The sequence below is a fragment of the Butyrivibrio hungatei genome, from assembly GCF_900101605.1.
GTDB lineage: Bacteria > Bacillota > Clostridia > Lachnospirales > Lachnospiraceae > Butyrivibrio > Butyrivibrio hungatei_B.
The window spans coordinates 259418-283940 of sequence record NZ_FMUR01000003.1; the positions used below are offsets into that span (position 1 = coordinate 259418).

Consider the following 24523-nt stretch of genomic DNA (forward strand, 5'->3'; position numbering starts at 1 on the left):
CAATCGGTTGACATATGTTTTTATAGAAAAATTATCCGTTTCGTGAATTAATTACGATATGGCAATATGTTTTTTGGATATCTTGCACAAATAATTGTCTTTTACGCAAGACTGACTATGTTATACGTTTGACATATAATTGCGGCAATAAAGAGCTTTTGCCTTAGGTTAACCAAGCCAAAAGCTCTTTTCTTCAAGGATTCCAGATAATCTCATTTACTCTCTGCTGTACAGCATTGTAATCATATCCCGCTTCGGTAAGACGCATCTTCCTTTCTTCGCCGTTGCCCCATTTTCCATTCACTACTTCTCTCGCGATCTCATCAATGGATTTCCTTTCATAGCTTTCCGAGATCAAACGGTCAAGGACTGTGCAATATGCCTTCTCTTCAAGATAGATCCAACCTGTTCCGTTTCTAAGCTTTCCCCATCCGTTCTGTACCTCAACAACCGTAAATACACCTCTGCCTGTCTGTCCTTTGATCGCACCTCCAAAATTCGGATTTGCACGGATGTTCAGATTATCTATAAGAACTTTTACAGAAAAAGGTACGGTCGGATAAGTGCCCGCCGGTCCGGCATAAGGATATGCCTCTTCTGTGCTTCCGCCATTTGGAAAGTCCGCAACTCCTTTGTTCAAAAGTTCTTTTACCGCTTTTCTGAATCCGTCCATCGTATAGCCGGTTTCAAGCTGATTCCATAAGTGCTCGGGGTCACTGTGGTTGGAAGCTATTCCTCTGATATGTCCCTCATTGTGAGAAACGATTACTCCGTCTCCAAGAGGATCGAGGTTAAATAATTTGCAGAGCATCGCGAACAGTTCGACTGCCGCTTCATATGTTCTTTTTACCGATTTGCGTGCCTCAGGTATGTTTGAGCAGGTAAAGGTCGCTCCGCTTGTATAATTAAGGCTTGCAGGCTCACACATCTCAACTCCGATATGTGTATTGTTTGCCGCTCCGCCTGCGTGCCATCCTCTGTGGTTCCAAGGAAGCGTCTGATACACTGTTCCGTCGTTTCCGTCTATGAAGCCATGAACGCATGAGCTGTCATGTGAAGGTGTGTTCCAGCTATTGATAAATGCCATTGCTCGGGGCTGTGCGCATCCGACAGAATGGAGCATCAGGCCTTTCACGGTTATTTTTCTTCCCTCTGTGTAGCAGGGGTTCTGAGTCATTATACTTTCTACAAAATTCATAATTTTTCTCCTTTTCTTTTTGTACTTTGTTTTTTGGTTTCTGTGTTTTGTTTTTTGTGTTCTGTTTTCATTGTTGAAGGAAGCGCCGAGCCGGCGCCTTTCCTTATTTCTTCAGTTCCGGAATCCCGGAAATACTCATCAGCAGGGAAAGTATTCCTGCCAATGATGCCGCACTTGCAACCATCACCCAATTAACGTCTCCCAGAAACTCCGAAGTTCCTATCGTGGCAATGGCTGTCTGTGCCACCGTCTTCACAGCTCTTATTCCTGCTGCTTCAAGCCAGTTCTTCATAAGCATTCTCCTTTCCTGTGCGTAGATTTTATAGAACAAAAGTTAATTTGTTTTACCCACGCTTATACAATTGGTAAGTCAATGAGTAAAAAAATTTACGCACATGGTGCACGTGCCAGTCCTAATAACAGCATATTTGCATGTTCTGACATTTTCATCTCACCTCCGTTCGTTTTAGATTGATTTAATCATATATCACGTTTGGAAAGTTGTCAACACATTAATTTACCGTTTGTTTGTGTGAATATTTTGGGGAAATGACAGAAGCGGCTGTTTTTACTGGATTTAAACCATATTATTACTTACCAAAAATTATTTTATTTGACGTTTTTGGTAAATTGAATTATACTTTTGGCAAGTATTGAGATTATTCCTGCAACGGAATAAAAAAATAAAGAAATGAGGAAATCCTATGAACGGTACATTAGGAGGAAGAATAGCTGAATTACTTACTCAGCTTAATATGACTCAGCGCGAACTCGCTGAAAAAGTCGACGTCACCGAAGTCTCAATGTCTCGATATATAAAGGGCGATCGTGTTCCGAAAGGGCCCGTTATAGCCAATATCGCTACTGCCCTTCACACTACTACCGATTATCTGTTAAACGGAAACTCATCAGAAAGCGGAGATTTTGAATCCGAATATTATATGATACATAGACTTATCGCAAAGAATGTATCCAAGATGACATCCAAGCAAAAGCGTGAACTCATCAACGCCCTGCTTGAGTCCGAAGATGAATAAAGGCATTCGATTATATATTCCATTTTGATAGAAAATAGTGTTCAGACATACCCACATGTGATATGTATCTTCCTTTCCGCCATTCTACTTTGTAGATAAGGTACTTACCACATATTAAAATATGTCTTTGCACTTTTTTACCATCTATCCGATTATTTTCTCACGAAGCGCTATCCCCTCTACAACTCCGTGCAGATATGCTTCCGATGCAAGCTTACCGTCTGCAACGGTTATGGCATCTACTATTTCATTAAACTGCAGTTGCCGGTTCACATCCAGCATTGCTCGAAATGTTATGATCATATCATTTATCTCATCACGTTCCTTCTTGTATTCTTCTGTCTGAACAAATAACTGCATAGAGTCTTCAAACGCATCCTTGATACATTCCTCAATTTCCACTGTTTTCATACCTCCAAAGTCAAAGCCAATGTTGCATAGATTGATGTATGGTAGCGAATCTATGATTATTATATCGAACGCGTGTTCACATGTCAATTTATTAATTGTCCTTATCTGCAATCTTGTCCAATCCCCTCAGGATAACAGCAATAGTCATTTTTTACTCAGTATTGTTTCATTCCTCCTGAAGCGTTTATGTTCTCATTAGGTATCACAAATATTTTTTTATCATCGCATCTATCGTATTGTCGCTTAATACATAGTTTCCGGTTTCAAATGTAACAATCAGCCTATCTCCCGGCACTATTCCATTTCTTATATATGTATCTATCTTTCTGACCGCTGTTTCCGCGTATTGAGGATCGTCCATTCGTCCATCATGTTCCCAATACACTTCTTTTCCGGTTCTCCTACTAATAATTGTAAAGTCAGGAAATATGATTCCATATCCTTTTAGCTCAAGCGGACACTCATACTTATATTCTATCCCGCGTTCAAAGAATGTATCCGCTATTATTTTTTCACTCTTCGACCTGACTCTCTCACCTTTCCTTGTACATATCTCCGGTGAATCCTCAGAAAAACTTTTCCCGTTATATTCTATTTCCTTCCACTCAGATATCCTCTGTTCAAACGGAATCTCATACGCTCTGACTAATTTCTTTCTCGTAGGATTCATGCATGCATATATTTTTTCAATTTCATGATCATCATAATCCGCATTTATTTTTTGTATCTGCTTAAGTCTCAGATCAACAAGTCTTTTTACCTTTTTGTCATATCCTTTCTGCGCAAGAGCTTTGATAAATTCGGCATTTTCCTTTTTTATATAGTTTCCCTGATATATTGATTTCTTGTTTTCATCAGTACAATGCATGTATTGAACAAGCTTCCCCGACGATGAAATCCTAAGTCGCCCCTCCGGTGCCTCATCCAGCTGCTTATCAACTACAGCCTTTATTCTCAGAAGCCGTTCCTCCTCTTTATTTAGTAGCTCTTTTAATCCGTACATTTACTTCTCCTTCTTTTATCTTTGCTTAGCCAAATGACCTGATTATTGTCTATGCACTGCAACTTTTCTGAATAAGCCGATTAACCTCTGCTTTTTACACTCTTTTCACCACATAGGCAGTGAAGATTTTTTTACTCGCAATGCCTAGATTAAGAATGTCCTGAATCTAAGCAGATGAATTTGCGCTTTATTTTTTATCCCGCTCTGACTAGATTTATGAAAAAAGCACATAAGCAGTGCCTCTACCACTTTTTTCTATAGATAACAGCAAAATACCTCTGCTCATAATGAAAGCATTGTAAATATGAGCAGTAATCATCCTCAAAAAGCAAATGCCTATTTCAAAATAGTTGGGAATATAAGCAGTGAAAAGACTCTAAACGTCACTGACTATATTGTGAAAATAGAATTTATAGCAGTTTTTCAGACTAAAAACCGCTTCGAACATTATATACCTAATCCAAAAAAGTGACCACTATTTTTTAGTGATCACTTTTCATAAAAAATACACTCATTACTTAGCCACGACTTGGCTTCGTGGACATCTATCGCAGGGACCTTTGTAATCTTCTCACCACTTTTTCACAAGGAAGTTCTGCTCTCGCGCTAAGCGCGAGCCAGAACAACAGTCTTCTGTAAACTCAATCTGCGCCTTCAGCTTGATTTCGTTAACAGACAGACTGTTTCTATGCTCCTTGTAAACGGGAACATATCTACCGGAATTGCCTTCTTTACTTTGTAGCCGCCTTTTGTGATAAGTTCTAAGTCTCTTGCAAGAGAATCCGGGCTGCAAGAAATGTAAACAACCTTTTTGGGCGAAAGATTGATCATTGAATTGATGAATTCAACCGTTGAACCTGAACGCGGCGGATCCATAAATACAACATCCGCTTTATCTCCGGAGTCAGCCATCTGTTGCATGAATTTAGTGGCATCATTTTTATAGAAAGTAATATTCTTTACTTCATTTATCTTGGCATTTAATATGGCATCTTTTACCGCATCGCCGTTGAGCTCAACGCTTATAACTTCCTTTACATGGGGACTTGCGATAATTCCGATCGTGCCAACACCGCTGTAGCAGTCAAGCGCGATCTCATCTCCCGTAAGCCCTGCCATATCAATCGCGGTCTTGTACAAAAGCTCTGTCTGCACAGGATTCACCTGATAGAAAGACTTGGGACTTATCTTAAATTTCATTCCGCAGCATGTATCATAGATAAATCCGGGGCCGTAAAGAGGCTTCTCTTTATCGCCCAGTATCATGCTTGTCTGCTTGTCATTTACATTAAGGACGATAGTTGTGATCTCGGGATGCTCTTTTCTGAGTGCCTTAACAAAGTTATTCTTGGATGGGAAAATAGGCGATACCGTAACAAGCACAACCATTATCTCCCCGCTGTATCTGCCTATTCTGATAAGAACATGACGAAGAAGCCCAAAACCGTTGTCTTCATCATAGGTCTTAATCTTAAACGATCGGAGCATTCCTCTGATCGAAGCAATGATCGCATCCGCCTTCTCATCTTCAAGAAGACATTTTTCAACCGGTACCACTTCGTGACTTCCCTCTTTGTATATTCCGGAAATGGGATTTCCTTTTCTGTCATGTGAAAAGACTGCATGAACCTTGCATCTGTAGTGTTCAGGCTCCTCCATTCCGATAAACGACTCTACTTTCGTATAGGGTTCAAGAAGTTCTGCAAGACGTGCATGCTTAAGATTAAGCTGCTTCTTATAAGGGGTGTCTATCATCTGACAGGCGCCACACTTCTTAAAATACGGACACCTGCTCTTTTTTACGGCAGCACTCTTGTCATTACCGTTTTCTTTAACTCCCGTTCTCTTCTGAGGATTTCCGGGCACACTTTTTCTCAAAGCCTCACCCTTAAAAGGTTTACGTGCCGTCTTTCCCTTTTCAGTATTCTTTTTATAAACATTCTTTTTCTCAGCCATAAGAATCTCCAAAAAAATTTATTTCCTAATCCAACAAAAAAATAGAGGAAACAACGTCTCCCCTATTCTACATGTTTTTACTTATCATTCGTCATCAGATATTTCTTCAATCTTTAAAGCAGGCAATACCATAGGATCGGGCTGTGATTTAACAGCTTCGCTTCTTCTGCGTATGCGATCCGCAGCATCAAAATCTCCGTAGTCCTTATACTTGATTCCTTCAATTCCTTCAGAGATCTCTTTAGCTCTTGCAAGCTCATTCTTGTTGATCTTGAAAGTGCAAACAATCTTATTGCCCTTTCTGTCAAACAATCTCTGCAAAAATGACTTATCCTGCCATTCTATAAAATAAGATATCCTATGTGCAAGAAAACGCTCTTCGAGCATCTTTTTGCTATCAATGCTATATACCCTGCAAAAGGGTATCTCATTGTTGAAAACCTGATTAGCCTGGATAATAGATGACATAAAAACCTCACAAAAAAATACAATTTTTATAGGAAACGCCTAACCTCCCAGCATTCCTACGATATTGATTATACCTTAGAGATTTCATTCTTTCAATTATTCTTTTAACCAAAAACAATGCGATTATAATTTATTTGATATTCACATCGCCCATATCACAGGAAACTTTTACAGTTCCGCCTTTTCCGGCCTTGGTATATTTTCTCGATACAGATTTTCCGTCAACTTTACATTCACCCATTGAAACGCCGAGTTCCAGACCGTATTCGGAAATATCTTTTACAAGATCTGCCTTAAAACTTCCCATTGAAAGTGTGGCATCAATACTCCTGACATCGGCACTGTCAACGGATACATCACCCATATCGGCCTCAAGATAGATCTGATCGGCCGTCATATCTTTTATATCAATATCTCCAAGTGCACACTCAACATCAATCTTCTTTACATTGACACCTGTAATATCGGCATCTCCGAGAGCACAGACAAAATCAATTTCTTCAAGCTCAGTCCCTGACGGAACGGTTATTGTCAGCACATTGTCAACTCCGTGCAGATTTCTTCTACGCGATTTAAAAAGATTGAAACTTGTATCATTATCTATCGAATGCTGCTTGATCTCCAAAATTTTATTATCTTCCGAAACATCAGGCAAAAGATCTTTTAACCCGGAAAAGTCCACTGAAAACTTATCACCCGCAACCATGTTCATATCAACAAGACTTGCATCAATATTTATTTTCTCAATATTATCAAAATCATAGCTTACGCTTACCATTTCATTGCTCTTATCTTTGTTTCCCAAAAGGCCGTACAAATGATATGCACAGCCAAAAAGCACCGCAAAGAAGGTAATTACAGACAATACCCACAAATATATTTTTTTCATTAAACTCTCCTCACCACTTAGTATTAAAAAGTGTCTTCATGATACCGTGAAATACCGCAGCAAGTGGCCATATGATCCATGTAATGAGCCAGTCGAACGAAATGAAACTCCATATAATATATATGCATGTGACCGTTCTCCAATAAACAGACATCACTTCCGCCGCTTTTTTCTTATCTGTATAAGGCTCTTTTGTGGCGCGGACCGCTTCATAATTACCTGCAACAGTTTCTGTACCGTTAAGTGAAAGAAGCTTGGTATATGCGCTGTCCTTGGCTCCGGAGGCAATGATGAGAAGCACTCCGATTCCCACAATAATAAACAACATCGCAGGGCCTACAATAACGTAGTAATAATCTTTTGCAGAAAAAAGTCCCTCGAAAATTATAACGGGAATAACGCTTACAATGCAGAACATGATTCCGACGGTAAACATAATGGCTTTGCTGGTCATATTGTTCTTTTTGGCTGTATATAAATATTCTGCTGTAGAAAAATCGATACAACAAAGCGTGTTATCAAGAAACTTCCACTGCGACATACGAATGCAGGCCCACACGATAAGACCAACTCCGATGCTGACATCTATAAAAAGAAACGCAGCTCCTATTTCATTAAAAATTATAGGGAATATGGGTGCAAAGATTATAAGCATAACCCCAAGACCTATGAGCGTTCTGTTCTGAGCCGCATCATAAATGTAATTTCTTGCTTCTTCATTGGTCACAAGACGTCTCTCGCAGACATTCTTTTCACCGACAACTTTATCAATTCCAAGAGATTCGGCTAGTTCCTCAAGATTTCCAAATTCCGAGATTACTATTCCGACAGCTTCATTCTGTGGCTTTCCTTCGGAAATAAGCTCTGTAAACTTATCCTCCATCATGCTCAAAAGTTCATTTTTCGCACGCATAACTTCGGGAGTATTAGGCAAATTTGCAAACATAGATTCCAAATAATTTCTTATTGTTTCCATTACTTGTCTCCTCTAATAAAGTTCTCTACAACTTCTTTGGTAAGAGTCCATTCAAGGCACTTTTCATGATAATAATTTCTTCCGCTTTCAGTTATCTTGTAATATGTTCTCTTTTTACCGTTATCAGCATTCTGGCTGTATGATTCTACGTACCCGTTCTTCTCCATTCTGGTAAATGCTGAGTACAATGTAGTTTCCTTGATAATATACTTCTCTTTTGACAGAGCTCTTATTTTCTTAGATATTTCATAGCCATAGGATGGTTCTTCCATCAATATAAACAGAATCATCGTGTCATTGTAGCCTCTAATGACATCACTGCTAATCTCTATCATTTACAACCTCCTCTTGGAATATCAATCTATACTATGCCTGTCGTAGTAAATATACTCCGACTGCCGCAGTATGTCAAGAAAAAAACGAACTTTTCAGTCCGTTTTTTCTTTCAATGTTTATTTTTGAAAGAATTTTTTCTTAAAACCCTTAAAAACAAAAGTTAAGCTCCCTCCAACAATCATTGAAAACAGGCAATAGACAATCGAAGACCAAAACATCTTGTAATCACCTTTAAAATCAAATAACTTCTTACAAAGCGGACCGATAATGGGATCCAAAAGATATATTCCAAACGTCAGGGCTCCCAACGCTGAAATTATGCCATCCGCACAATGACTGCTCTTGGAAACAGATTTTTTTATAAACACAAAAAATGACATTACCATGACGAAAACAAATCCGTCAAACGACTCTCCGTTCCCGGATATCAGCATCGCAACAACTCCCAGAATATCCGCTGTCACAAACAAAAAGGCAAGGAATATCCTGTTATAATTCAGCGTTTCTTTTTCTTCAAGACATCTGTCAATCCCATAACCCACAAGCGGATAAAAAACGCAATCCACAATGATCATTGCAGGCTGGAACTCATGTGCGATATACATATTACTGTCAACAATACTGTTTGCGATCAAAAACAGCATCGGAATAACAGCACCGATAACCAATCTGGCACCGATAAGATAAGAAACATCTCGCGTATTCATTCTTGCAGCTATAGATCTTAAAAACGGAAGAACCAAAAGAATTCCCAGATATGAATACAGGTACCAGTAAGGCCCTGCGCCGTCAACCGTAGCTGACGCAAAATTTCTTATAAATCCGGGAAAATAGAATTCCCCTTTATATAAAGCATGCGAAACGATACTAAAAATCAAAAGTATCGAAAACATTTTAGAAATCCTGCCGAATATTTCCCTGTATCCCCTGTCTCTGTTAAGCAACAAGCTTCCTGTTATCATGTAAAAGACAGGAACATTTATCTTTACCGTCATCGCGATAAACAGGCGCACAAACGCAGGGAACGTCACTGCACCCGAACCATATTCATATAATTTTATACATCCTTGTGTATGATTAAAAACAACCAAAAAACATGCGATCAGCCTAAGCAGATCCAAATGTGCGAATCTGCCGCTTCCCAACTCTTTTCCTTTTTCCAGCAAACTTAAATCCCCTTTAATTCAAAATCATAATCCCATGTAAAGTCCGGGAATATCCTCCTCACTGATATGAAGCTTATCGTCGCCGCTTTCGTCTTCGGCTGTCTCCATCTTAACAACGTTAACATAACCATCGTTGATCATATCAACCATATACGGAACAATCTCGGGATCGAACTGACTTCCGGATCCCTTCTGCATTTCTTCTATGATTTCATCCTTACTAAGATGCCTTCTGTACACACGGTTACTTGACATGGCATCGTAAGAATCAGCTACACCGACTATTCTGGCGTAAAGAGGAATCTCACTTCCCTTAAGTCCCTCGGGATATCCCTTTCCGTCAAATCTCTCATGGTGATAAAGAGCTGTCTCTCTGACGCCCTTAAGTGACGAAAGCTGCTTAAGCATATTACCGCCGGCAACCGTATGATTCTGGACAAGTTGTCTTTCCTCATTTGTAAGCTTTCCGGGTTTATTAAGAATGGCATCCGGAACGCTTATCTTACCTGCGTCATGCAAAAGACCTGCATAATAAACATTCTGTATCTCAGACTCCGTAAGATGCATCCTCTTTGAAATCTCGGCAGCATACATCGCAACTCTTCTCGAATGGCCTCTGGTATACGGATCTTTTGCGTCTATAAAGCTTATGAAAGTATTCATAGACTGAAGAATAATTCTGATATCATTCTTCTGTTTCTTCAAGAAACTGATAGAATTGTACTTTACAACCATGTAACTTGCGCAGAAAACTATCCACAAAACAAATAGTGCGGAAATCAGCTTATTGCCTAATGTACTTCCGGTCGGATCAAGCTTAAATCCGGTCAGCACCATACTTGTAGGCGCATAATCCGCAGACGCATCTATAGACATTCCAAACTCACAGCTCTCTCCCGCTTTGATAGTCATATTGTTATAAAGAGGTGTAAAAATATAGCTGTCGCCTTCGGGCGCCCCTTCAACATTATACACATCTATGACCTTAACAGTCGGAAAATATGCCATCTTGAGATTCCAGTTTGTTATATCGGTATCGCCCGAATTGACAATCTCTATCTCATATTGGGTTAATGAACCGTTATCAGTTTTCTGAACCATAGTTTTAGAAACCTTGGCATACAGATCATCAGAAAGCTTTGCTCCGGTAAGACTAAGTTTACTGGTATACACAGATGAAACGTTATTATGTGTAATAAGTCTTTCTACAAAAAAAGCTGTTATCAATATCATTAATACTGATAATAGAGTCAAAAATGTATTGACCGTCTTATCAAATTTCATTATTTAATTCCTCACATATACTTTGTTTCAAACTTTCGCAAATATATTATACAAAAAACACCGCACATTTAACAATGCGCGGTGCTAATGTTATTAAAAAATTTTTATAAAAATTAAATAATTTATGATCCAGTCGACGATCATCAAAAAATTATCTCTGGATACGTCCCGATCCGTCGCCACCTGCAAGCTTATTTACCTCATCAACTGTAACAAGGTTGAAGTCACCTTCGATTGAATGCTTAAGAGCCGATGCAGCAACAGCAAACTCGATTGTAGCCTGAGGATCGAATCCGTTTACGCAGCTGTAGATAAGTCCGCCGCCGAATGAATCTCCGCCACCGACACGGTCAACAATACGAAGTGCATACTTCTTTGAGAAGTAAGCCTGTCCGTCTGTATAAAGCATTGCGCTCCAGTTGTTGTCATTTGCTGAGAGTGATTCACGAAGAGTGATAGCAACCTTCTTAAATCCAAATCTCTCTGTAAGCTTCTGAGCAACTTCGATGTAACCCTCTCTGTTAAGCTTACCTGTTGTAACGTCAGTTGAAGAAGCCTTGATTCCGAATACGTCATCAGCATCCTCTTCGTTAGCGATACATACATCTACATACTGGCAAAGCTCAGCCATAACCTTGCCTGCCTTCTCCTTGCTCCAGAGCTTTCCTCTGTAGTTAAGGTCACATGATACTGTAAGTCCGTGCTCCTTAGCCTTCTTAGCAGCTTCAAGTGTGATCTCTGCAAGAGAATCACTTACAGCGGGAGTAATTCCTGTGAAGTGGAACCACTCAGCACCCTCGAAGATCTCATCCCAGTTGAAGTCAGCGGGAACTGCCTCAGCGATAGCTGAATGTGCACGGTCATAAATGCACTTTGAACCTCTCTGTGAAGCGCCCTTCTCGTTGTAGTAGATACCTACTCTGTCGCCGCCTCTTGCAATCTTAGATGTGTCAACGCCGAACTTTCTGAGTGAATTAACGGCAGCCTGACCGATCTCATGCTTAGGAAGCTTTGTAACATATACAGAATCAAGTCCGTAGTTTGCAAGAGAAACAGATACGTTAGCTTCTCCGCCACCAAATGTAGCTTCAAGGTGGTCAACCTGAACAAATCTTAAATAATTATCGGGCTGCAGACGCAGCATAATCTCACCAAATGTAACAACTTTCTTTGACATAGTTTATTCCTCTCTCTATCTAACTAAAATTATTTATTTTCATCAAGAAGTTCCGCTCTCGGCAATAAATGCCTCGCCGGAACAAAACTTCGCACTAAACTCGAAAAAACCTCGTTAAGTGATCAGTTTTTTACAAGATGTACAGCAAATCCGCCGAATTCATCAGCAAGATATGCAACCTTAAGATGGTTGTCAGCATCATATGCAAATGATGATTCATCAAACTTAACGCCCTGCTTGCCAAGATGATAAACAGCTCTGTCAACATTGTTTGTTCCGATTGCAATGTGTCCGTTTGTTCCGCGTCCCTTTGCCTTCATAACTTCAACAACGCTTCCGGCAAATACAGAAGAATTACCAACCTTCTTAGTGAATCCAAAGAGTGAATCAAACTTATCTGCTACTGACTCAGCTGCTGCAGCATCTGTCTCGTTTATTCCGATGTGCTTCATCTTGAATCCGAGCATTGCATTTACAGCATCTCTTGTCATAGCTTCTATCTCATCGAACTTACCTGCTGAGATAAGATCCTTCTTAACCATCCAGCTTCCGCCACAGCAGAATACCTTGTTGAATCCGAGGTAATCATTGAGGTTGTTCTTGTTTACACCACCTGTAGGCATGAAGTGCATCTTAGTATAAGGAGCTGCCATAGCCTTAATCTTGGCAATACCACCATTCTGCTCGGCAGGGAAGAATTTTACACAATCAAGTCCAAGTTCAATTGCCTGCTCAACCTCACCGGGTGTAGCTGTTCCGGGAACAACCGGCACACCGATACTCTGAATGTATTCAACATTTGATCTGTTGAATCCGGGGCTGACAATAAACTTAGCTCCTGCAGCCTTTGCACGGTCTGCCTGCTCAGCATTAAGAACAGTTCCTGCACCAACGATCATCTCAGGGTATTTCTCTGAAATAATCTTAATTGCATCCTCAGCAGCTGCTGTACGGAATGTAACCTCTGCTGCGGGAAGTCCACCCTTAATGAGTGCCTCTGCAAGAGGAGCTGCGTCCTTTGCGTCATCGATCGCAATAACGGGCACAATACCAATTTTGTAAAGTTCTTCGCAAATCTTATCCATTTCTTTCGCCTTTCTCTTTATAAACTAATGGATTTAAACAAAAGATGTTTATCAATCCACATCTTGCATCTTACTTGGATCGAGATTACTCGGATCCTGTCCGATATAAGCCGTAATTCCACCGTCGATGTAGATTACCTGTCCATTAATGAAATCAGATGCAGGAGACGCAAGGAATACTGCAAGTCCCATAAGATCTTCTGTCTTACCCCATCTCTGAGCCGGCGTCTTGGAACGAATAAATCTGTCGAAAGGATGCATCGATCCGTCAGGCTGTTTCTCCCTGAGAGGAGCTGTCTGCGGAGTTGCAATATATCCGGGTCCAATGGCGTTACACTGGATATTGTACTGACCGTATTCGGAACAGATATTTCTTGTGAGCATCTTAAGTCCGCCCTTTGCTGCCGCATAAGCCGACACTGTCTCACGTCCGAATTCAGACATCATTGAACAGGCATTTATGATCTTGCCGCTTCCTTTTTCAATCATAGCGGGAAGCACTGCCTTAGAACAAATGAAAGGACCTGTAAGGTCAACATCAATAACCTGATTCCACTGTTCTACCGTCATATCGATCATTGGAATTCTCTTAATGATGCCTGCGTTGTTTACGAGAATATCGATCGTGCCGACATTCTTCTCAACCTGAGCAACGAAATCCTTAACCTGATCTTCCTTCGTAACATCACAAACCGCACCGAATGCTTCGATGCCGAGTTTCTTATATTCTTCCAATCCCTTATCAACAAGTTCACGGTTTATATCATTAAAAACAACCTTAGCTCCGCTCTGTGCAAAAGCTACGGCATAAGCAAGGCCAAGTCCGTATGAAGCACCTGTGATCCATGCCACCTTGCCTTCAAGTGAAAAATTCTTCAAAAAATCCTGCATATCTATACCTCCGATCATCTAAGTTCTGACATATCACAATCATCCATATCGTCGAAATCCTGATTCTCTCCGACCATACCCCAGATGAATGTGTACGACTGTGTTCCGCATCCCGAATGAATAGACCAACTGGGACTTATAACTGCCTGCTCATTTCTCATAATGATATGCCTCGTCTCCGTAGGCTCTCCCATAAAATGCATAACAAGAGCATCCTCAGGGACCTCAAAATAAAGATAAACTTCCATTCTCCTGTCGTGAGTGTGGCACGGCATTGTGTTCCATACACTGCCGGGCTTAAGTTCGGTCATACCCATTTCAAGCTGACAGGATTCCACCTGTCCGGGAAGAATGTATTTGTTTATGACTCTGTGATTGGACTGTTCAAGGCTTCCCAATTCCTTCTTGTTCTCATCCTTGATGATGACAACATCATCCGAAGGTGTTCCCTCTCTCTTAATGAGAACTGTGGGATAAGTCTTATGTGCAGGCGCGCTGTTGATATAGAATTTGGCAGGCTTGGAAGCCTCTTTACTTGCAAAAGATATATCTCTTGCTCCCATTCCGATATACATGCCCTGCTTGAAGCCAACATCGTACTTTTTGCCGTCGATGACGATCACACCGTCTCCGCCAATATTGATAACACCCATCTCACGTCGCTGTAAAAAATACTCAGCTCTCAGCTCATCTCCTGCAGTAAGGTGTAATTCCTTCTCAACAGGAACCGCCGATCCGGTGATGATCCTATCAATCTGACTGTATACAAGCTTAATCTCATCCGGCTTAAAAAGGTCATCAATTAAAAATTCTTCTCTAAGTCTTGAAGTATCGTAATTCCTCTCATCTCTGGGAGAACACGCAGTTCTAAGTTCCATAGCATCTCCAATCCACTGCATAACGCAGTACAAAAACAATCATTTCGATATAGCTATGATACTTGAAAATATTTTCCGTGTCTGCTCGTTTTTATATAAAAAACTTGCAAATCTTGACCTATGTAAGCACTTTCATGCTAAGCTAATTTTATCATAACGATTTAAGTTTGGTATTGCAAAAGTTGTTGTAAAAAATTGATTTTATGGTATTATATAGGACTGAGTAGGATAGATGATCGCTGCCATGCAGACGAAAGGGCATGGGAGAGGAAAGTCCGGGCTTCACAGGGCAGGATGCCAGATAACGTCTGGCGGAGGCAACTCCCGAGACAGTGCAACAGAGATATACCGCGTTAGCAATGAGGCGGGCCGGCTATGGAATGATTGTCGGATGCATGCTTGCATGCAAGACGACATATCATGACATAGACATACGGCGAATGCCGTGTAACGAGGAAAGCTTGCTTTCCGAGTGACCGCCCCACTGATCCGTAAGGGTGGAAAGGCAGTGTAAGAGACTACCGTGCCGGTGGTAACACCGGTAGCCATGTAAACCTCATCCGAAGCAAGACCGAAAAGAAAGCCATGAACCGGCCCGGTTCGCTTTCAGGTGGGTCGCTTGAGGCTGTCGGCGACGACAGTCCTAGATAGATGATCATCCACGACATAACCCGGCTTACAGTCCTACTCCTTTAAAAAGAAAAAATAGCAATCTTCCGGTTGGGCAATCGAAGCCCATTCTTGGAAGATTGCTATTTCTGTTTTTATAGAAAAATACTGTATATCACCTTTTATTCCGTGATCACGCCCGCATCAAAGAGATCGCTGAGCTGCTTTTCACTGCTGTAGCCCGCAGGAAGGGCCGATGCCGAAGCTTTGAGCTCGTCCATGGTATAGGTCTTTTCAAAAAGTACCTTTTTATCCGGGCTCTTCTGATCGGTCACAACAACTCTTACATCTTCCGTTTCGTTTTCAAGAAGGCATCCCCAGACAAGTCCAAACGTTTCACCGTCTCCCATGGACATTCTCATCATATTTTCACTTAAATAAATTGACTTAAGCTTTGCATCTCCCTGATAAAACTCTGCATAATACGGCGGCTCGATATCATCACCCGAAACATTTTTTACCTGAGCAAGATGGAACACGGCCGGCGCATTCCCGATTGAGTATTCCGTGGCTAAAGTCGCCTTTTCCTCGTACTCAAATCTTCCGGTGTTCTCCGCTACAGCTGCTCCTTCCGCTGTATCTTTAGCCACATCATCGGCTGCATCTTTGGCTGCTCCGATTGGCTCCGATTCATTGATAGGCTCTTCGCTTGCCGCTGCCTCTTCTGCTGCCGCAGGTGCAGGTGTAGGATCATAGCTATCTTCGCTCATCATCGGAATACTGCTGCTATGGCTCGGGTCACCTATAATACTTTTTATCACGATTCCACTTAATATAAACACAAGCGCGGCTGCCGCATAAATCGACCATTTTCCGCGAAGTGCATGTCCAAAACTTCTGATATTTTTCTTTTCACCGACCTCGTCCATAAAAGTTATCTTTTGGTTATTGCCGCTACCGCCGTTACTTTCATCTTCGTCTTCTCTACTGCGTTTTCTGTCATCTCCGCCAAGTACATCCCGTCCGTCAAACTCAAGTTCGATATTTCGAAGGATTCTGCTTTTCATGTCTTCAGTAACGACTATATTCTGCATTAATTCATTGTATTTACTCAAAGTCATATCCCTCCTTCAAAATTTCTTTTAACTTCTCTCGCGCCCGCTTCAGGTCCGACCTGACGGTAGATTCTTTTTTATTCAATATTCCCGCAATATCAGCGGTTTGATACCCCTCCTGATAGTACAGATGAATAACTTCGGCGTACTTCTCGGGAAGGGATCGTACAGCTTCCCAGACAAAAGACAATTCCTCTTTTTCTTCGGAAACCAGCTCTTCCATCAGCTCATCGGTCTCCCGGACTTTATTGTATTTTACTTTGTTCTTGCTAAGATTTATGGCAACCCGCAGCAGCCATGCCTTCTCATGCTCCTCGTCATTGTACTCGGAGTCGGATTTAAGATACTGTATAAGCGTATCCTGCAAAATATCTTCCGCATCCTCCATATTGTGAAGGTATGAATACGCCGTCCGAAGTATGGCATTACCGTATTTTTCCAAAAGAGTTGCCGCCCTATCCCTGCTTTTTCCCATGCTATCACCCGATATCGAATCAATGATAAAGAATTAGCGGTAACACGATAAGTATACCACTTAAAGTGCTCTCTTAGCCACCATCCTTACGAGCTGGATAAATTCATCCTTGTATTCATCTTTGTTATTTATTTCTGCATATGTATCGATCACATGATCAAAGCTGGAATCACCCTTATAATCGCTGTCAGAAAGAATAAGCGAAAACTCCGCAACAATCTGTGCAAACTTCATATTATCAGTCGCATCCTTAACGTCGACATCAGATACTACGTAGCTTGAAAGCTTTGACTCAGAGCCTTCGGGTTCCTTGTATCTTACGTTTACGGTAGCATACTCATTGCCATAGTCCTTTTTATCGCCTTCCTGATACTTTAAGTCAATCGCTTTCGCACTGTCCGCGGTAGTGATCTCGTATAGTGCGATAACACTGTGACCTGCGCCTACTTCTCCGCCATCCTTCTTATCATCGTTAAAATCTGCGGCGTCAAGCTGTCTGTTTTCATATCCGATAAGCCTGTAGCTGTTTACCTTTGCGGGGTTAAACTCAACCTGGATCTTTGCATCTTTTGCAACTGTTATCATTGTAGAACTCATCTCGTCGACAAGGACTTTCTTTGCTTCCATCATTGAATCAATATATGAATAATTTCCGTTTCCGCAATCTGCAAGTCTCTGCATGCTCGCATCTTTAATGTTTCCTGTGCCAAAGCCAAGTACCGACAAAAATACACCTGTTTCTTTTTTCTCTTTTATAAAATTCTCAAGTTCATCGGGATCAGATATTCCAACGTTAAGATCACCGTCAGTAGCCATGATGACTCTGTTTATGCCGCCTTCAACGAAATTGTCGGCAGCGATCTGATAAGCTCTCTCCATTCCGCTCTGTCCGTTGGTGCATCCGTTTGCGCTGAGACTGTTGATGGCCCTCTTTATTTTATCCTTGTTACTAAGCTCTTCTCCCTCAAGAACCACTTTTTCTTCTCCCGAATAGGTAACGATCGAAACCGTTCCTTCGCCCGTATAATTGTCGACAAACTCATTCATGCTCTTCTGAAGGAGCGGAAGTTTATCACTTGAACGCATAGAGCCCGATACATCTATCAGGAAAACAAGATTCCCCTTGGGAAGCTCTTCTGTATTTGCATCTTCCGTCTTTAAACCCACGAACATCATCTTGTGGTCTTTGTTCCAAGGGCAATCCGAGATCTCTGTTGTTATGCCGAATGCATCGCCGTTCTTCGGTGCATTAAGGTCATATGAAAAATAATTCAAAAACTCCTCAGGTCTTACCGCATCCGCCGGAATGTTGCCTTTTCCGTAGCCGTCCTCGATCATCCTTCTTACATTTGCATAAGATGCCGTGTCAACATCCATTGCAAAAGTCGACAGCGGATTGGTACTAACCAGTGTTGCGCCGTTCTCATCGGGCTTTTCGTATGTCTCATTATTCTCGATCGGATACTCCACAAATCCCGTGTCATCACAAGTTTCGCACATTCCCTCGACGGGCTCCGCCGCATTAAGATCGTATCCGCTTGACTTATCGGAATACGACGGGTTCTCCGCATCCGTCGCAGGTGCAGTATTTGCTCCTCCGCATCCTGCAAGTAAACATGTTGCAAGCGCCATGCTCACAATTCCATTGAAACCTTTTCTAATTGTCTTTTTCATAATTTTCCCTCCGTGCAGCTTTTTTGCTATAATAATTTGGCTGCTTTACTATATACACAACGAAGGAATGAAAAATGTTGCAGATAAAATTAAAAAATAAAAAAATTTTTTTTATACCGGTGGCAATTCTTGCAATCATTGTAATAATCTCGCTTTTCATCGGGTTTTTTCACGATGACGGCAAGCCGATAAAGCGCTATATGACAAAAGAGATTCCTGTAAAAAATGCAGACATAAATACCGCCTATGACACTGTACTCCCCTCATCGGTTCGCATTGAATCAGGCGACTACATGGGAAGCGGAAACATCTGGGAAATCACAGGAAATAAGATAAAAGTGATGACCGCATCGCATGTTGCCGCGCAGGACAGTTGTAATGTAACTTTTTTCGACGGCCTTTCAACTAACGGCACGGTCACTTTCAGAGATGACGTAAAAGATATTGCTATGATTGAAGTTGACAGCTCTTTTGTAAAAGAGTCAAAGAAAAAAGACTCACCTTCTTATCGAAGTGTGCGTCCTTCAAAAGTTCTTCCCGATTGCGAAGAAAAAATATTCATAATAGATACTCTGACCAATTCATCTTCAGTAGGAATCGTCGATACACCCTCAGTATTTAATCCCCTGATAGGTCACGACGTTATTTACTGCATGTGTGAAGTGGAAGAAGGCATGTCCGGAAGCGGATTGTTCGATGCAACCGGGCATTACCACGGAATCCTTCTTCAAAAATCTGACGGTTCCTGCATATGCCTGCCCGTCAGCGATATTGATATTCCCTGAACAGAAAATATCACAAGAACTTCAGCGTTCTCTCAATCCCTTCTTCAAGGCCAAAACATGCTTTCCATCCAAGACTTTCAAGCTTTGACGCATCAAGAACCGAGTTTTTCATCGGATTAAAGCTCTTTTTCTCCTCGTCGGAAGGTATCTCAAATACTACATTTACGCCGCTTTTACGAGCAAGGCACTCAGCCACGTCCCTTATGGTTACGATTGAGTCTTTGTTTGAAATATTATATGCTTCGCCGCGCTCTCCGTTTAATAACACACTCAAAAGAGCCGAAGCACAGTCAAGCACGTAGCAATACGATCTTAGCTGCTCGCCCTTGCTCTTCATGACGATGTCTCTTCCCGAAGCCGCATCAAGCGTAAATGCCGCAGACGCCCTACTGTCGGTCTTAGAAATCGTAGGCCCGTAAATATATCCCGGTCTTACAATAACCGCGTCAACATCGTATTCATCTATATAGCTTGCGCACAGACTTTCTGCCGCTCTCTTCCCCGAAGGATAACAAGACCTTGAACTTAGGATATCAACATATCCGTATTCATCCTCAGCTATCTTCCCTCCGGCGTCATAGGAAAAGCGCTCTCTGTTTCCGTAAACTTCGCTCGATGAAACAAACAAAAGCCTGCTCCCCTTATTCTCCGCCGCAAGATCAAGAAGAGCCTTAAGTCCTATTATATTGGACAAAAGAGTCTCCACAGGCTCTTTTAAGAACTTCCTGTTGTCTGCATTACTTGCGCCGTGAATAATGTAATCAGCCGTGACATCAAGCTTTTCCGCACTGTTTGCATCATATTTTACAAACTCATAATCGCCGTCATCAAGAACTCCCAAGAATCTGTCACTGCATCTTTGCTCATTTCTTCCGGCTAACACAAGCTCTATCTTTGCATCTTTTTCCCTGTTCAAAAGAGAAATGATGTCAACCACGGGTGAACAGAGCATACCTGTAGCACCCGTGATAAGAATTTTTTTGTTATAAATTTTATTTATTCCGGGAATATTCTCGGCAACAAGCCTCACATCATCCCAGTATTTCTTACAATACTTCATTATCGTCAAACCCTGAAACAGCTTCCGCCGACAAATTCTCTGCATATAGAATTTCTCGGAAGCATTGAGCTGTCTACACTTACAAAATAATCAAGGAACTTAAGGAGCCTTTTTGCCTCATAATACTCAGGTTCACCCTTTTCTATCGAGAAAAGAAGCGGCTCTGCAAACGGCTTGATTACCGCAAGCTCGTATATCTGAGCTGAGTTAAACATCTCATCCGCCTCTTCCTGGAACGGGAAGATATTCTCCTCTTCACCCGCACGAACAGATCCCCACATACTTATGGTTTTCTTTGCGGAAGCTCCTCTCGTTCTAGCATCTCTTACTATTCTTCGAAGCAGTCTTCCGTCCGTTGTCGGAATCCTGTTGTGTGAATCAATGCTGAGTGTTGTAAGCGCGCTTATGTAAATCTTAAACTTTGACTCCGCAGGAAGCGCATATGACATCTTCTCATTGAGTCCGTGAATACCCTCGATGACGAGAATATCGTTGTCTCCGAGTTTAAGGAAATTGCCGTTCATCTCTCTTTTACCCGTAATGAAATTAAACTCCGGAAGTTCAATCTCTTCTCCGCGCAAAAGAGCCGACATATCCTCATTGAATTTCTCTATATCCATAGCTCCGAGACATTCGAAGTTATAGCTTCCATCCTCATTAAGAGGCGTAAGTTCTCTGTTTACAAAATAGTCATCAAGACTTATGGGATGCGGTTCAAGTCCGTAAGTTCTGAGCTGAATTGACAATCTGTTCGCAAAGCTTGTCTTTCCGGATGAACTTGGGCCTGCGATCATTACAAACTTTACATCCTTGCGCTCCTGAATCTTCTGCGCGATCTCACCTATTCTTCTCTCCTGCAGAGCTTCCTGAATAAGAATCATCTCATTGATCCTGCCCTCGCAAATGCGGTTATTAAGATCGCCGACATTGTCGATTCCCATCATTCTTCCCCAATCGCATGCAAGCTTCATGGTGTTAAAAAGCTTCTCTCTGGGTTCGGACATAATGAGCTTATCCGGACACATTCTTGAAGGAAGTGTAAGCATAATTCCGTCGTCACGTCTTGAGATCTTGAAATGCTCGATGTACGAAGTATTCGGCAACATATAACCATAGAAATAATCATAAAAATCTTCAAGCTTATATATGTTGATCTCAGAACTTCTCCTGTATTTCAAAAGAGCAACTTTATCCATCATGCCCATCTTTTTGAAAAGCTCAATGGCATCATCAATCGGATACACGCTCTTTGTGATCGGAATTTTCTGATCAATAAGCTCCTGAAATCTGTCAGATATCTTTTTTACAAGCTCATCGGTAACTTCAGCATCGCCGTGAAGTGTGCAGTAATAGCTGTTTGAGATAAGAAATTCTATCTTTGCGGCAGAAGCCTCTTCTTTACCCGCAACGTCTCTTATCGCCTTCACAAACATCATAACCGCGGTCCTTCTCATGGTCTTATGGCCGATACTGTCTCCATAAGTAAGAAAAGATACCTCGCCGTCCTTCTTAACTTCTTTCATAAGTTCTCTTATTTTTCCGTTAAAAAGAACTGCCGCGATCTTATACTTGCACTCGGACTGATATTCTTTTGCAATATCCTCAAACTTCGTGCCTTTTTTATATTCTTTTGCAACATTATTGATTGTTATTATAGGCATACGCGTTCCTCCTGCATTACCTTTAAAACCGCATCTATATCATAAAGTTCGGAAGTTACCTCCCTAACTCTGTCTGAGTGCTCATTTTTATCAAGATTCTTTAAAATGGATTCACATACTTTTTTTCCATGCAAAAGAAATCTCTTCAAAGTTTCATCTCTGTTAAGAATATTGCACTCACCGTATCTGTTGCACATTCTAAGAAGACTGTCATCATCTGCATCCGGAGCCGCCTTCTTTATAAGAGCACAGGCTCTTTCAAGCTTATCGCAGTATTCTTTAGCGGAACCGGAAAAAGAATTTTCTCCGATTGAAACTTTCATGGGAAAATAGAACTTTCCGTCCTCTTCTATTACTTTCTCATCGGTTATAATAAAACCGCTGTCTCTTAAAAAGTTCCTGAAATCCGCGATATCGGACTGCGGCTGCAAAACAGCAGTTTTTATCCCAAGTTCTTTAACTTTGCCCTCTTCGAGGATCCTGCGCATGAGATTTCCTCCCATGCCGGCTATGACAAGAGAATCCGCTTCATTTGGCTTAAGCTCTTTTAACCCGTCTGAAAGCCTCGTCTTGATGCTTCCCTCAAGCCCGTATTCGGATATATTCTCCTGCGCGCCCGACAACGGTCCCTTCCTTACATCCATTGCAATACATTCATCTGCAATGCCGTGCGAAACAAGATATATAGATACATATCCGTGGTCGCAACCGACATCTGCCACTTTGAGCTTATCCGATGAACGAAGAAGCTCCGCAATCTCTTTCAAGCGAACAGACATCTTAAGCGCCACGTCATTGTTTGCGTCATTACTCGTATTAGTCATATTCATTAATCAAGGTAATCCTTGAGCTTGCGGCTGCGGCTCGGATGACGGAGCTTTCTGAGTGCCTTTGCCTCAATCTGTCTGATACGCTCACGGGTTACGTTAAATTCCTTACCAACTTCTTCAAGAGTTCTTGCTCTTCCGTCGTCAAGACCGAAACGAAGTCTAAGAACCTTCTGCTCACGCTCTGTAAGAGTCCCGAGAACTTCAACAAGCTGCTCCTTCAAAAGTGTGAATGCAGCTGCATCCGCAGGTACGGGAACGTTGTCGTCCTGGATGAAATCGCCAAGATGGCTGTCTTCCTCTTCACCGATAGGTGTCTCAAGTGAAACAGGCTCCTGTGAGATCTTGAGGATCTCTCTTACTCTTTCAACAGGCATATTCATTTCTTTTGCAACTTCCTCGGGAATAGGCTCACGTCCGAGTTCCTGAAGGAGCTGACGACTTACACGGATAAGCTTGTTGATAGTCTCAACCATGTGAACAGGGATACGGATTGTTCTTGCCTGGTCCGCAATAGCTCTTGTGATGGCCTGTCTGATCCACCATGTTGCATATGTCGAGAACTTGAATCCCTTACGGAAATCGAACTTCTCTACCGCCTTGATAAGTCCGAGGTTACCTTCCTGAATGAGATCAAGGAAAAGCATTCCTCTTCCGACATATCTCTTTGCGATACTTACAACGAGACGAAGGTTTGCTTCAGCAAGACGCTTCTTGGCTTCATTTCCCTTGTAAATAGCCATCTCGATCTCGTCAAGTTTGCTCTTTGAAAGCTTTGTTCCGCTTTCCTTGCTCTCCGCAAGTTCTTTCTCAGCCTCAAGTCCTGCTTCCATTTCTTTTGCAAGATTGATCTCCTGATCTGCGGTAAGAAGCGGAACTTTACCGATTTCCTTAAGATACATTCTTACGGGATCTTCGATACTGATTCCGTCGGGAACCGAAAGATCGATATTTTCCATATCAACCTCGTCCTCTTCGGAGAGCATCATATCATCATCGTCGGGAATGTCATCATCGTCGCTTTCAGATACTTTGAGGACATCTATGCCCGAATTTTCAAGAACTTCAAGGACATTGTCCATCTGATCCTCATTTAAACTGAGCTCAGCAAAAAAGTCGTTGATCTCGCTATACTCAAGAACATTTTTCTTCTTCTTTGCAAGAGCAAGAATTTCCTTTATCTTCTGTGTAAAGAGTTCTCTTGTTGCATCGTCGAGAACTTCAGGTTTTCCGCTTTTTTCTTCGGCTTTCTTTGCAGTCTTCTTTGTTGTCTTTGTTTCTTTTGTTGCAGTATCCTTAGCTGAAGCCTTCTTTGTTACCTTCTCTGTCTCTGCCTCTTCCTTCTGTACTGCTACCTTCTTAGCAGAAGTCTCCTCCTTCTTGGCGGGAGCCTTTGCTGAGAGCTTCTTGGTTGTTGTTGATGTCTTTGTCACTTTCTTCTCTTCCTTCTTTTCTGTTTCTTTTTTTGATATTTCTTTTTTGGCCGTTTCCTTTTTGGCCGTAGTTTTCTTTACAGTTTCTTTTTTTGATGCTTCTTTTTCCGATGCTGCCTTCTTTGATAC

Annotated in this window: 24 protein-coding genes and 1 other RNA gene; 3 read left to right on the forward strand and 22 right to left on the reverse strand. The window is 41.6% G+C overall.

Translation table 11 applies throughout. The features are described 5' to 3' along the window. Positions 1-193: 193 nt before the first annotated feature. A complete protein-coding gene (locus tag BLP87_RS01140) occupies positions 194-1198 on the reverse strand; it encodes an N-acetylmuramoyl-L-alanine amidase (RefSeq protein WP_242871787.1) in 1005 nt (334 codons plus the stop codon). Positions 1199-1301: 103 nt separating this feature from the next. Then, entirely contained in the window at positions 1302-1490 is a 189-nt protein-coding gene (locus tag BLP87_RS01145; RefSeq protein ID WP_330365379.1) for a holin, read from the reverse strand. 412 nt (positions 1491-1902) lie between these two features. Between BLP87_RS01145 and BLP87_RS01150 the strand changes: the two genes are divergently transcribed. Then, a complete protein-coding gene (locus BLP87_RS01150) occupies positions 1903-2235 on the forward strand; it encodes a helix-turn-helix domain-containing protein (protein WP_074461063.1) in 333 nt (110 codons plus the stop codon). A 144-nt stretch (positions 2236-2379) separates the two neighbouring features. On the opposite strand, the gene BLP87_RS01155 is transcribed toward BLP87_RS01150, so the two are convergent. The 13 genes from BLP87_RS01155 to kduI all read right to left on the reverse strand — a co-directional run bounded on the left by BLP87_RS01155 (position 2380) and on the right by kduI (position 14755). Continuing rightward, the gene (locus BLP87_RS01155; protein WP_074461064.1) at positions 2380-2646 is read right to left on the reverse strand and encodes a hypothetical protein; all 267 of its coding nucleotides are present in this window, start codon (positions 2644-2646) and stop codon (positions 2380-2382) included. 202 nt (positions 2647-2848) lie between these two features. Next, positions 2849-3649, reverse strand: a complete 801-nt coding sequence (locus BLP87_RS01160; protein ID WP_027208184.1) for a hypothetical protein — start codon at positions 3647-3649, stop codon at positions 2849-2851. Positions 3650-4303: 654 nt separating this feature from the next. Beyond that, positions 4304-5605, reverse strand: a complete 1302-nt coding sequence (rlmD, locus tag BLP87_RS01165; RefSeq protein ID WP_074461065.1) for a 23S rRNA (uracil(1939)-C(5))-methyltransferase RlmD — start codon at positions 5603-5605, stop codon at positions 4304-4306. Positions 5606-5689: 84 nt separating this feature from the next. After that, the gene (locus BLP87_RS01170; RefSeq protein WP_074461066.1) at positions 5690-6073 is read right to left on the reverse strand and encodes a hypothetical protein; all 384 of its coding nucleotides are present in this window, start codon (positions 6071-6073) and stop codon (positions 5690-5692) included. Between the two features lie 130 nt (positions 6074-6203). Then, positions 6204-6962: a DUF4097 family beta strand repeat-containing protein gene (locus BLP87_RS01175; protein ID WP_074461067.1), complete on the reverse strand. Its 759-nt coding sequence runs from the start codon at positions 6960-6962 to the stop codon at positions 6204-6206. A 10-nt stretch (positions 6963-6972) separates the two neighbouring features. Further along, positions 6973-7938: a permease prefix domain 1-containing protein gene (locus tag BLP87_RS01180; RefSeq protein WP_074461068.1), complete on the reverse strand. Its 966-nt coding sequence runs from the start codon at positions 7936-7938 to the stop codon at positions 6973-6975. Beyond that, complete coding sequence (locus BLP87_RS01185; protein ID WP_074461069.1) at positions 7938-8273, reverse strand: PadR family transcriptional regulator; 336 nt, start codon at positions 8271-8273, stop codon at positions 7938-7940. Before BLP87_RS01185 ends, BLP87_RS01180 begins: the two co-directional genes overlap by 1 nt. A gap of 117 nt (positions 8274-8390) precedes the next feature. Beyond that, positions 8391-9440: an acyltransferase gene (locus tag BLP87_RS01190; protein WP_074461070.1), complete on the reverse strand. Its 1050-nt coding sequence runs from the start codon at positions 9438-9440 to the stop codon at positions 8391-8393. A gap of 24 nt (positions 9441-9464) precedes the next feature. Further along, positions 9465-10724 carry an HD domain-containing phosphohydrolase gene (locus tag BLP87_RS01195; protein ID WP_074461071.1) on the reverse strand — a complete coding sequence of 420 codons (1260 nt, stop codon included), beginning with the start codon at positions 10722-10724 and terminating at the stop codon, positions 9465-9467. Positions 10725-10875: 151 nt separating this feature from the next. After that, positions 10876-11901 carry a sugar kinase gene (locus BLP87_RS01200; RefSeq protein WP_074461072.1) on the reverse strand — a complete coding sequence of 342 codons (1026 nt, stop codon included), beginning with the start codon at positions 11899-11901 and terminating at the stop codon, positions 10876-10878. A gap of 122 nt (positions 11902-12023) precedes the next feature. Continuing rightward, entirely contained in the window at positions 12024-12986 is a 963-nt protein-coding gene (locus BLP87_RS01205) for a bifunctional 4-hydroxy-2-oxoglutarate aldolase/2-dehydro-3-deoxy-phosphogluconate aldolase (protein WP_074461073.1), read from the reverse strand. A gap of 51 nt (positions 12987-13037) precedes the next feature. Beyond that, positions 13038-13877: a gluconate 5-dehydrogenase gene (locus tag BLP87_RS01210; RefSeq protein ID WP_176756581.1), complete on the reverse strand. Its 840-nt coding sequence runs from the start codon at positions 13875-13877 to the stop codon at positions 13038-13040. Positions 13878-13891: 14 nt separating this feature from the next. Beyond that, positions 13892-14755 carry a 5-dehydro-4-deoxy-D-glucuronate isomerase gene (gene kduI, locus BLP87_RS01215; RefSeq protein WP_074461074.1) on the reverse strand — a complete coding sequence of 288 codons (864 nt, stop codon included), beginning with the start codon at positions 14753-14755 and terminating at the stop codon, positions 13892-13894. Positions 14756-14975: 220 nt separating this feature from the next. Here kduI and rnpB point away from each other — a divergent pair. Continuing rightward, an RNA gene (gene rnpB, locus BLP87_RS01220) (RNase P RNA component class A) lies at positions 14976-15450 on the forward strand. Positions 15451-15546: 96 nt separating this feature from the next. On the opposite strand, the gene BLP87_RS01225 is transcribed toward rnpB, so the two are convergent. Genes BLP87_RS01225 through BLP87_RS01235 form a run of 3 tightly spaced genes read right to left on the reverse strand, consistent with a single transcriptional unit; the run spans position 15547 to position 18628 of the window. Further along, positions 15547-16479, reverse strand: coding sequence for a hypothetical protein (locus BLP87_RS01225; protein ID WP_074461075.1), 933 nt, complete (start codon positions 16477-16479; stop codon positions 15547-15549). Continuing rightward, on the reverse strand, positions 16472-16954 hold the full coding sequence (locus BLP87_RS01230) for an RNA polymerase sigma factor (protein ID WP_074461076.1): 483 nt from the start codon (positions 16952-16954) through the stop codon (positions 16472-16474). The genes BLP87_RS01225 and BLP87_RS01230 overlap by 8 nt, the downstream gene beginning before the upstream one ends. 60 nt (positions 16955-17014) lie before the next feature. Next, entirely contained in the window at positions 17015-18628 is a 1614-nt protein-coding gene (locus BLP87_RS01235) for a vWA domain-containing protein (RefSeq protein ID WP_074461077.1), read from the reverse strand. A gap of 74 nt (positions 18629-18702) precedes the next feature. Between BLP87_RS01235 and BLP87_RS01240 the strand changes: the two genes are divergently transcribed. Next, positions 18703-19413, forward strand: a complete 711-nt coding sequence (locus tag BLP87_RS01240) for a S1 family peptidase (protein ID WP_074461078.1) — start codon at positions 18703-18705, stop codon at positions 19411-19413. A gap of 10 nt (positions 19414-19423) precedes the next feature. On the opposite strand, the gene BLP87_RS01245 is transcribed toward BLP87_RS01240, so the two are convergent. From BLP87_RS01245 to rpoD, 4 genes are read right to left on the reverse strand one after another with little or no spacing between them, the layout of a single operon-like run. Beyond that, positions 19424-20473, reverse strand: coding sequence for an NAD-dependent epimerase/dehydratase family protein (locus BLP87_RS01245; RefSeq protein ID WP_074461168.1), 1050 nt, complete (start codon positions 20471-20473; stop codon positions 19424-19426). A 5-nt stretch (positions 20474-20478) separates the two neighbouring features. Continuing rightward, positions 20479-22134, reverse strand: a complete 1656-nt coding sequence (locus tag BLP87_RS01250) for a nucleoside kinase (protein ID WP_074461079.1) — start codon at positions 22132-22134, stop codon at positions 20479-20481. Continuing rightward, the gene (locus tag BLP87_RS01255; protein ID WP_074461080.1) at positions 22125-22964 is read right to left on the reverse strand and encodes a class I SAM-dependent methyltransferase; all 840 of its coding nucleotides are present in this window, start codon (positions 22962-22964) and stop codon (positions 22125-22127) included. Before BLP87_RS01255 ends, BLP87_RS01250 begins: the two co-directional genes overlap by 10 nt. Then, positions 22964-24142, reverse strand: a complete 1179-nt coding sequence (gene rpoD, locus BLP87_RS01260) for an RNA polymerase sigma factor RpoD (protein ID WP_083334390.1) — start codon at positions 24140-24142, stop codon at positions 22964-22966. The genes BLP87_RS01255 and rpoD overlap by 1 nt, the downstream gene beginning before the upstream one ends. Positions 24143-24523: the final 381 nt, after the last annotated feature.